Annotated in this window: 5 protein-coding genes and 1 pseudogene; 4 read left to right on the top strand and 2 right to left on the bottom strand. The window is 62.2% G+C overall.

Annotation, left to right across the window (positions count from 1 at the left end; genetic code table 11):
- Positions 1 to 775: 775 nt before the first annotated feature.
- Both MKK75_RS02175 and MKK75_RS02170 read right to left on the bottom strand, forming a co-directional pair.
- A protein-coding gene (locus tag MKK75_RS02175) for an IS630 family transposase (protein ID WP_244040990.1) occupies positions 776 to 1737 on the bottom strand; the annotation gives its coding sequence in 2 pieces (ribosomal slippage) (positions 776 to 1389 and positions 1389 to 1737; 963 coding nt in all).
- Positions 1738 to 1803: 66 nt separating this feature from the next.
- Positions 1804 to 2097: pseudogene (locus tag MKK75_RS02170) on the bottom strand (recombinase family protein); the annotation flags it as partial.
- 299 nt (positions 2098 to 2396) lie between these two features.
- On the opposite strand from MKK75_RS02170, the gene MKK75_RS02165 reads away from it, so the two are divergent.
- From MKK75_RS02165 to MKK75_RS02150, 4 genes are all read left to right on the top strand, one after another.
- Positions 2397 to 2915 carry a PAS domain-containing protein gene (locus MKK75_RS02165; protein ID WP_243917792.1) on the top strand — a complete coding sequence of 173 codons (519 nt, stop codon included), beginning with the start codon at positions 2397 to 2399 and terminating at the stop codon, positions 2913 to 2915.
- Positions 2916 to 3213: 298 nt separating this feature from the next.
- Positions 3214 to 4983, top strand: a complete 1770-nt coding sequence (locus tag MKK75_RS02160; RefSeq protein ID WP_244040989.1) for a putative bifunctional diguanylate cyclase/phosphodiesterase — start codon at positions 3214 to 3216, stop codon at positions 4981 to 4983.
- A gap of 1112 nt (positions 4984 to 6095) precedes the next feature.
- Complete coding sequence (locus MKK75_RS02155) at positions 6096 to 6275, top strand: hypothetical protein (protein WP_243917796.1); 180 nt, start codon at positions 6096 to 6098, stop codon at positions 6273 to 6275.
- Positions 6276 to 6433: 158 nt separating this feature from the next.
- The gene (locus MKK75_RS02150) at positions 6434 to 7177 is read left to right on the top strand and encodes a Crp/Fnr family transcriptional regulator (protein WP_244040988.1); all 744 of its coding nucleotides are present in this window, start codon (positions 6434 to 6436) and stop codon (positions 7175 to 7177) included.
- Positions 7178 to 7335 lie beyond the last annotated feature (158 nt).

Genomic DNA, 7335 nt, shown 5'->3' with positions numbered 1-7335 from the left:
GCGGGCAACTCTGGATCGATGAGCACCGGCTCGACCGGAACGTCTGGTTCGATGGGTAAGGGAACCGGCAGCTCGTCCGGCAGCATGGGTCGCTAATCACTCATTTCGCCCCGTCACCCATGCGGTCCCCCGTGCCGCTCCCGTTGTTCATCTGACCGCCGGTGCTCATGCCGGTGCCAGATCCACTACCTGCACCCATCGAGCCGCCTGTTCCTGTGGACCCGCCGCTCATGCCAGTTCCGGCACCACCTGCACCGCCGCCGGCAGCTCCGCCCTGTGCGAGAGCAAAGCTAGCGCCGCCGGTAAGCAGAGCTGCAGCGATCAAGGGAACGCATAGATTTTTGACGTTCATCTCAAAACCCAACTTTTGGTTGTAAGTAGATCCCAGACAGGATCTTGCCCAATAAACTATCAGCATCAGGAGATGTTCCTGTTTTTGTAAGCCTCACATTGTTGAAAGATGGTGCTAAACTGAGCTTGAACTAACCTATGTGAAAGTACGGCTTTGCCACGGGTCTAGGTCCAAACATTCGTTACGAGACGCGCCGTACCTGTGTAGCCGTCCACGCCCCACCCCGAGCGGCCGGGATGCCCCACGCGTTCAGCGCCGCCGCGATCTGGCGCAGCGGGACCGCGCCCTCGGCCCGCACGGCGGCTATCACTGGGGCGAGGTCCCGGGCCCGCTCCTCGGGCCGCCGGGTCTGCCGCGCCCGCCCGCGCACTTGGCCGGCCTCCCGGTTCGATAGGTTCTCCGGCTTGCCTAGAGCTGTCCCGGTCAGGTAGCGACGGCCAAGTCATCCTCGTAGCCAGCTGCGGCAAGGTAGTTGCGGCACTCCTGCGGAGTGAAGCACGTGAAGGCTTGGCGGATCGCCGCCCAGAGATCCGGGATCGTGCGGGCTGCCGCGCTGCGTAGCAGCGCCTTCAGCTTTGCGAAGGCCTGCTCAATCGGGTTGAAACCAGGGCTGTAGGACGGAAGGTAGAGCAGCCGCGCTCCTGCGGCCTCGATCGCGTCCTGCACGCCCGCAACCTTGTGGGCTGCCAGGTTGTCCATGACGACGACGTCGCCCGGCTGCAGCACCGGGATCAGGGTCTCGGTGACGTAGCTGCAAAAGCGCGTGCCGTTCGTGGGACCGTCCAATAGCGCGGTGGCGCACAGCCCGCTCGAGCGCAGGGCGGCGGTGATGGTGGTGGTTTTGTAGTGGCCAAACGGGGCTGTGAGCCGGCAGCGCTCGCCGCGCGGAGCCCAACCATAGCGGCGCGCCATGTTGGTGGCAGCCGCCGTCTCATCCAGGAACACCAGCCGATCCGGATCGAGCTCGGGCTGTGCCTCGAACCACGCCTGGCGAGCAGCCCTTACGTCCGCACGCTCCTGCTCAGCTGCGTACGTCGCCCCTTTTTCCAGCGGATCCCGTGGCGGGCAAAGAAGCGCGACAGGCCGCTCGTGCTGGTTTGGATGCGCTGCTCAGCCAGCCGATCGCGCAACTCGCGCAGGAAAAGACGCGGCTCCTGCTTGGAGATCCTCAGGATCAGCCCGGCATGCGCCTCAATGCGCTTCGAGGTGTGATCGCCGCCCATCGGCTTGGAGGCGAGTTGGCCCTTGTGGCGGAAGCGCTCCGACCAGCGGCTGGCGCTCGACACACTGACCCCGAAGCGGGCTGCGGCGCGATGGCAGGAGGCGCCAGCCACCACGGCAGCCACGACACGCTCGCGCAGGTCCACAGACAGGGGTGAAGGCATAAGCAAGCTCCTTCACTCACCAACGCGCTACCCGCTAACCCGTCTCAAGCGGCGCGGGACCGGCTCTAGGTGCACGCCGTGCGCCTTGGCGGCCGCCAGCGCGGCTTTGGTGCAGGCCGAGATCATCTTGCGCTCGGCCTGGGCGACCACGGCCATGATGCCGACCACCAATTGGTTCGCCTCGGGCATGTCGGCCGCCACGAACCGGACGCCGGCCTCCTGCAGGTTCAGCAGGAACGCCGCGTAACGGAACAGCCGGTCGAGCTTGGCGATGACCAGCGTGGCCCCGGGGAGCCGGCAGAGCGCCATGGCCTCCGCGAGGCGAGGGCGGTTGTCGCGGGATCCGCTCTTAACCCCGACCAGTTGTGACCGGGGCAGATTGCCGGGCGGTCAGGCCGTTGCGGCGTTTCTGACGAGCGTTTAACCGGATGAAACACCCGCCCGCGATGACGCCAGGGACACACAGAGGCTTCCCCGCGGCCGCGCTCGCGCCTATCTCAGGACTATCTGCTGCGGACGCGGTCGGGAGGTGCGCGAGGTCGGCGTGCAATCAGCCGGCAATCTTAGCCGGTCGTATAAGGCGGACTTACGGAACGTCCCGATCCTGTTCACGCTTGGACGCCCGTAGGCTGAGCCTCACCAAGTGACGACCAACCTATATGACAATCGTTGAATTGATCCGTGCCTTTGGCCGCGACCTCCCGGTCGGCATCCTGATTACGGACGCATCCATAGAGCGGCCGGGCCCGATCATCGTCTATGCCAACTCGGCCTTTGGCCGGCTTGTTGGACGCGATCCAGATGAGATCATCGGGCAGAGCCCCCGCTTCATGCAGGGCAAGGAGACGCGTCAGGCGACTCTCGACGCCTTTCATCGGGCCCTGAGGGCCGGTGAACGCTTCCACGGGTATCTGACCAACTACCGAGGCGACGGCACCAAATACCGGGCCGAGATCGATTGCCGACCATTGCGCAACGTGTGTGGTGAGATCGAGGGCTTCATCTCGTTCGAGCGTGAGGTGGCGCGGCGCATCGGACGCCCCTTTGAAAGCCGTGGGGGGCGGTATGAAGCAATCTCCATAAGTAATGATTTGTTAGGGGACGCTTTGCGCAGTTTGGGTGTTTTCAGCTCCGGAGATGCAAATTCCCGCCCGCCACAATCGGCAGCACTGTTCTAATCATCGCTACAACACTGAAATCCCGTCATTTGTTGTATTTCTTCCGACACAGTAACAAGGTGTTTTTAAGCAATAAGTAATAAATTGGTACTATATCAAGCACAGGAAAAAGTGATTACGTCGCGACTTATTGCCAGCGAGTAGATCAAGCCTGATCACGGGCCATGGCCCTGTCATATCGGACAAGACGGACTTCTGCCGAGGCGGCATCTCGGGAGGAGGCCGGTGCAGGGGTTCGCCACACTCTAGGACATGAGGCGACCGCAGCCAGTACGTGGACGGCATGAGGGAGCAACTTATGGTGTCGGCCGCAGAAACTGAGCGTCTTGATGCGCTTCGAAGGTTCGACCTCTTGGATACGCCCCCAGGAGAAAGCTTCGACCGCATCACGCGTATGGCAAGCCAGATATTCGGCCTGTCAATCGCCGCCGTCTCTTTGACTGATAGCGACAGACAATGGTTCAAGTCCAGGATCGGAGTAGAGCACTGGTCGGTCACGCGCCAAAAAGCACCGTGTTCTCAGGTAGCCGAGAGCTGTGATTTGGTGGTGATCGAGGACTTCCTGACGGACCCCTACTATCACGACAGCGCTTTGGCAAAGGCCGGCGTCCGTTTCTATGCCGGTGCCCCACTTGTCACGCGAGACGGTTTCGGCCTCGGTGCCATGTGCGTCCTGGGGACGTCGCCTCGGCAAGCACAACCGTCAGAATTGGCAGCGTTGCGCGATCTCGCCGCCATGGTCATGTCGCAGATCGAGCTGCAGCATGCCTTCGGACGCATCGACCCTATCAGTGAACTGCCGAACCGAACGCAGTTCATCGATGACCTGAGCGACTTTGCTCGTGATCATACGTCTGGAGAACGGCGGATCGCGGTCCTAGTGGATTTGATCTCCGTCGATCAGATGAACCATGTCGTGCGCGTCATGGGACAGGCTGCCATCGACAGTATGGTCAAGGCAGCCGCGCGCAATTTCCGGCTTTTGATCGGGCCGCAGCGGAAAGCCTACCACGTCGGCGCCACACAACTGGCAGCCCTGGCTCCCGACGGAATGGATGAGGTCGCATACAGCGATCTCTTGACCGTCCGGGCCGAGCGGCTGCGCAAGCTCGGTGGGCCCGACGCGATCGGCACGACCGTGATTGGGGTTGCCCCTTTCGCCCTTGGCGATCTACCTCCGACCGATGTGCTGAGGATCGCTCAGGGAGCGGCCCAGGATGCGCGCTCAAAAGGCAAACTCTTCCAGATCCACTCGAACACGCTGGATAACGCATCCCAGCGAAGCTTCACGCTGCTGCGCGACTTCGAGGCGGCTTTGCAAAGCCCCTCCGGTTTCCGTCTGGTCTATCAGCCCCGCGTCGACCTGACCTCCGGACGCTGTGTCGGGGCCGAGGCGCTGATGCGGTGGATGCATCCGACGCTTGGGCCGATCTCGCCGGGTGAGTTCATCCCGTTGGTCGAGCGAATGGCCCTAGCCACGCCAACGACCGCCTGGGTGCTGGAGACGGCGGTCTCGCAGATGGCCCGGTGGCACGCGGCCGGCATGGAGCTGATCGTCTCGGTCAACATCTCCTCGACCAACCTGCACGAGCCCGATTTCGCTTCTCGTGTCAGCCAAGTCCTGGCTCGACATGGTGTCTCTCCCGAGTTCCTCGAACTGGAAATCACCGAGACGGCGGTGATGAATGATGCCGAGCAGGCCTTATGTCAGCTTAAGGACCTCGCGGCTGCCGGAATTCGGTTGGCGATCGACGACTTTGGTACTGGGTACAGCAGCCTGTCCTACCTTCAGCGGCTGCCGGTGCACGTCGTGAAGATCGATCGCTCCTTCATGGGTGATCTTGATACCGACCCGCGTCAGCTCTCGCTGGTCACGATGATGGTCTTGATGGCGAAGCATCTCGGCCATCGTGTCGTCGCGGAGGGCGTCGAAACGCAGGAAGTGCTCGACCAGCTCCGATTAACTGCGTGCGATGAGGTGCAGGGTTACTTCTTCGCTCGTCCTATTCCAGCCGATGAATTCATAAAATGGACGGAGACCCGAGCCTCTAATTTGGCGGTTGGCTGATAGCAAATTCCACTGTGATTGGCTTTTCTAGTGCAGCGTTCGATCGGAAGAGCCATGGTTTAGCGGAGTCGCGATGATACGCTCGCTTTGAAACTCCCCGGTCGGACACTTCCTACGGATTGTCGAGGCCAACTTTGCAGCTGGTCAGGCTTGAAGTGGGTCCGCGAGCGGTTCGATACGGAGGGCATCACCCGGTTTCGTTGAAGCAGCGGTGGCTGGAGTGCTCGCGTGAGCGGACACGAAACCGTAGACCTGCTCCGGCAACCGCCCGCGCGGGAGGTCGTCGACTTCAAGGCTTTGTTGGTGGATCTGCGCGCCCAGCGGCGAGCTGGTCGAGAAGTCGAGCAGAAGGCCGTCCGCGAGGACGCCAGAGACATACCGCTGCTCCCCAAGCTGGGCTCGGGGTCCATCTCGGGCGCACCAGCCGCGGTACGGTCGGGAGTGCGCGAGGGCGGCCGAGCCGTGATGGTATGGCCGCCCCCGTCGCCTTGATGGGTTCGCCCGCGGGCTTGGCCTGGATCAGGCGACTACGCGGCAGATCGTGCAGAAGGTCTTCGTCGACATGCTGGTCCGCTCCGATGACGAGCGCATGGGCGAAGCGCGCAGGCAAATGATCGTACCCTCTGCGTAGACGCCTCGCCGCGTGTCCCGCATCAGCAAAGCTTGCTCCTCACGGAGGCAGCACATGCCGGTCGCGATGCATTCAATCCCGCGCAGCGAGGGATTGCGCGAACGCCAGTACCTTCCGGCGGTCTGAGGCGTGTTTCAGTCTATCCCATAGCCGTAGCATCTCAGAAGCGTCATTAAGGTCTGCCAGCGCCTCGGGCTCATCGACGAATGCGGTCTCGGGCTTGCCGAGCGCAGCAGCAATGCGCTTCAGGATGTTGACGCTTCCGGCATCGTCTTCCTCGCAGTGTCGACGCAAAGCTTCTCGCAAAAAAGTCTCCACGCGCTACTTAGATTGCGGGTAGACAACAGTTAGAGCGAAATATTAAGCTCAGCGCAACGTCATTTGATGGATTTGGGGTTGGAGTATTAATTTATATGTCGGGCGCTGTCTATCTAGAGTTAGCTACCTCCGACAAGAGAGGCGGTACTTGCGGGAGGGAAGGATGAATGCGCTCAACGAGTTCGAGGCGATGATAGAAGCCTGCATCGCCAACCACGCTGAGATCATGCAGCACGGTTCATCTGAGATGAAGACCGCCTCTCGCCTGCTGCTCTATGCGCTTGGGGAGGAAGTCCGACGCCGCGGCCGCGGCGCGACCGTAGCGGCTAATGATGACGGTTAGCCTTGAGACCCGGGGGTTAATCTTGAAAATCCTTAACCCAGGTATGATTGCGGCGCTGATATAACCTTTAGACCTGACTGATCGTCAGCCGCTCCGAAACAGGTGCTGCCGCCTGGGAGAGCCGTGCGCTTCCGCCTGCAATGCAAGGCGACGCCACGATGGCTTCGAAGACCCCCCACGCACTCTTCCCGCTCATCCGCAAGCTGGAGAGCGTCACCCGCCTCTCGGCCTCGGAGCGGCACGCAATCGAGAGCCTGCCCGTCCGAGTACGAACCCTCTCGGCGCGACAGGACATCGTCCGCGACGGCGATCTCGCGACCCAGTGCTGCCTCATCCTGGAGGGCTGGGCCTACCGCTATAAGCTTCTGACCGAAGGACGCCGGCAGATCTTCTCGTTCCACATCGCGGGCGACATCCCGGATCTGCAAAGCCTGCACATCCCGCTGATGGACCACAACCTCGCGACGATGACACAGGCCACGGTGGCGTTCATCCCGCACGAGAGCATGCACGCTCTTACGGCCCGCTATCCGACCATCGCGGCCGTGCTCTGGCGTGACACGCTGATCGACGCGGCGATCTTCCGGGCTTGGTTGATTGCCATGGGCCGCCGCCCAGCCTTCGAGCACCTGGTTCACCTGTTCTGCGAGCTGTACCTCAAGCAGGAGGCGGTCGGCCTGGCCGGAGATCACCGCTGCCCGCTGCCGATCACCCAGAACGACCTCGCCGACGCCACCGGCATGACCAGCGTCCACATCAACCGCGTGTTGAAGGAGATGCGCGGTCGTGGGCTGATCACGCTGCACCGGCATACCCTGGTCGTGAAGACGTGGGATGAGCTGATCCGCGCCTGTGAGTTCGACGAGACGTACCTGCATCTACAGAAGCGAGCGGTGGGATGACTCTGCATCTCCAGCCGGTGCATGTCGCCACCGGCAGCGACGACACCGATGGTCAGCTCGTGTTCGCGGACGGGTTCCTCGTGGCGGTTCTGGTGCGCCTCTCCGAGCAGCACGATGCCTTCGCCGGCATGTGGTTCCTGGAGGCCGGGTTCGGGCTA

Source organism: Methylobacterium sp. J-030, from assembly GCF_022829545.1.
Taxonomy (GTDB): Bacteria; Pseudomonadota; Alphaproteobacteria; order Rhizobiales; family Beijerinckiaceae; genus Methylobacterium.
This window is presented reverse-complemented; position numbering and strand designations above follow the sequence as displayed.

Excerpts from the sequence above, each read along its gene's own strand:
- MKK75_RS02165 (WP_243917792.1), top strand. The coding sequence starts at position 2,397 with ATGACAATCGTTGAATTGATCCGTGCCTTTGGCCGCGACCTCCCGGTC.
- MKK75_RS02150 (WP_244040988.1), top strand. The coding sequence starts at position 6,434 with ATGGCTTCGAAGACCCCCCACGCACTCTTCCCGCTCATCCGCAAGCTG.
- MKK75_RS02155 (WP_243917796.1), top strand. The coding sequence starts at position 6,096 with ATGAATGCGCTCAACGAGTTCGAGGCGATGATAGAAGCCTGCATCGCC.
- MKK75_RS02160 (WP_244040989.1), top strand. The coding sequence starts at position 3,214 with ATGGTGTCGGCCGCAGAAACTGAGCGTCTTGATGCGCTTCGAAGGTTC.